The sequence below is a fragment of the Peribacillus sp. P4_C12 genome, from assembly GCF_056402095.1.
In genome coordinates, this window is record NZ_JBFUIB010000917.1 from 1 (window position 1) to 1,047 (window position 1,047).

General features: G+C 31.9%; 1 protein-coding gene and 1 pseudogene. Both read left to right on the top strand.

All coding sequences use genetic code 11. From position 1 onward, the window contains the following. A pseudogene (locus AC1DUW_RS30235) lies at positions 1 to 197 on the top strand (phosphatase); the annotation flags it as partial. Positions 198 to 240: 43 nt separating this feature from the next. Further along, the gene (locus AC1DUW_RS30240) at positions 241 to 423 is read left to right on the top strand and encodes a twin-arginine translocase TatA/TatE family subunit (RefSeq protein ID WP_053346117.1); all 183 of its coding nucleotides are present in this window, start codon (positions 241 to 243) and stop codon (positions 421 to 423) included. The last annotated feature ends 624 nt before the right edge of the window (positions 424 to 1,047 follow it).

Below are 1,047 nucleotides of genomic sequence, written 5' to 3' on the forward strand. Positions count from 1 at the left end.
GACAAATAGCGAAAGAGTTTCGGGCTTTCTCAGAATTCTACAAAGATCCTATACCCAACCCATTCGTTCTGCCAGTTAAGGGATTGCAGCCAGGTATAAGTTATGATATCGAAGTTTATGCGATAGATTCATTTGGGAATATGAGTAAAACATTCTTGAAAATAGAGGAAAAAACAAAAGCATTAGCGGCTCTTTAATATAACTTTAGCTTTCAGGAGAAAGACAAAAGGAGGAAACACAATGCTTCAAAATATTGGAATACCTGGATTGATATTGATTTTAGTCATTGCCCTCATCATATTTGGACCATCTAAGTTGCCCGAAATTGGACGTGCTTTTGGCAACACATTAAGAGAATTTAAAAACTCTACTAAAGATTTGATTTCTCCAGATGAGAAAGAAGAAAAGACACAATCCAAATAATTTTTTAGGAAGATGTAAGCAACAAGCTTGCATCTTCCTCTTGTTTTTAACAAGTATTCCATCTGAAAAATGAGTGCTCCCATATCCCAAATTTTTTTGATAAAGAAAGGCGATGTTGAAAGTTAAGTCTGGTGTAAAATATAAAGTAGTACCTATAAACAATTGGGCAACTGCAGATCATGTATCTTAAATAGCTAAGTGATATTTAGAAATAAAAGGAAGAGTGGCAATTAATGTTCTCTTTTTTTTCTTGTAAGGAAGTTTCCATTTTATTTCCGTAAAATGTCTTAGCCTGGGTTTTAGGTTTAGAAGTATCGTTTTTGCATGTGACTATATAATTTAGACAGTTTCATTTTTAATGGGCTCTTTTATTCAATTTTCGCGAAAATATTCAGCTGCCCTTTATTGTTGTGATTATTAACTAGGCGTAATTCTTGTACAAGGAATTGTGTCTTTTTTAGTTACATTAATTATTTACCTTTTATGGCAAGACTCCTTTTTGATACAAAGTAGAAGATATAACTACCTAAAATTAATGATATTTTAGCTAGAGGTAATTGTATAAATGTTAAATTACTTAGACAAACTAGAATGTTCAAATATGTAAATGGAAAGGAAAGATGC

Excerpts from the sequence above, each read along its gene's own strand:
- AC1DUW_RS30240 (WP_053346117.1), top strand. The coding sequence starts at position 241 with ATGCTTCAAAATATTGGAATACCTGGATTGATATTGATTTTAGTCATT.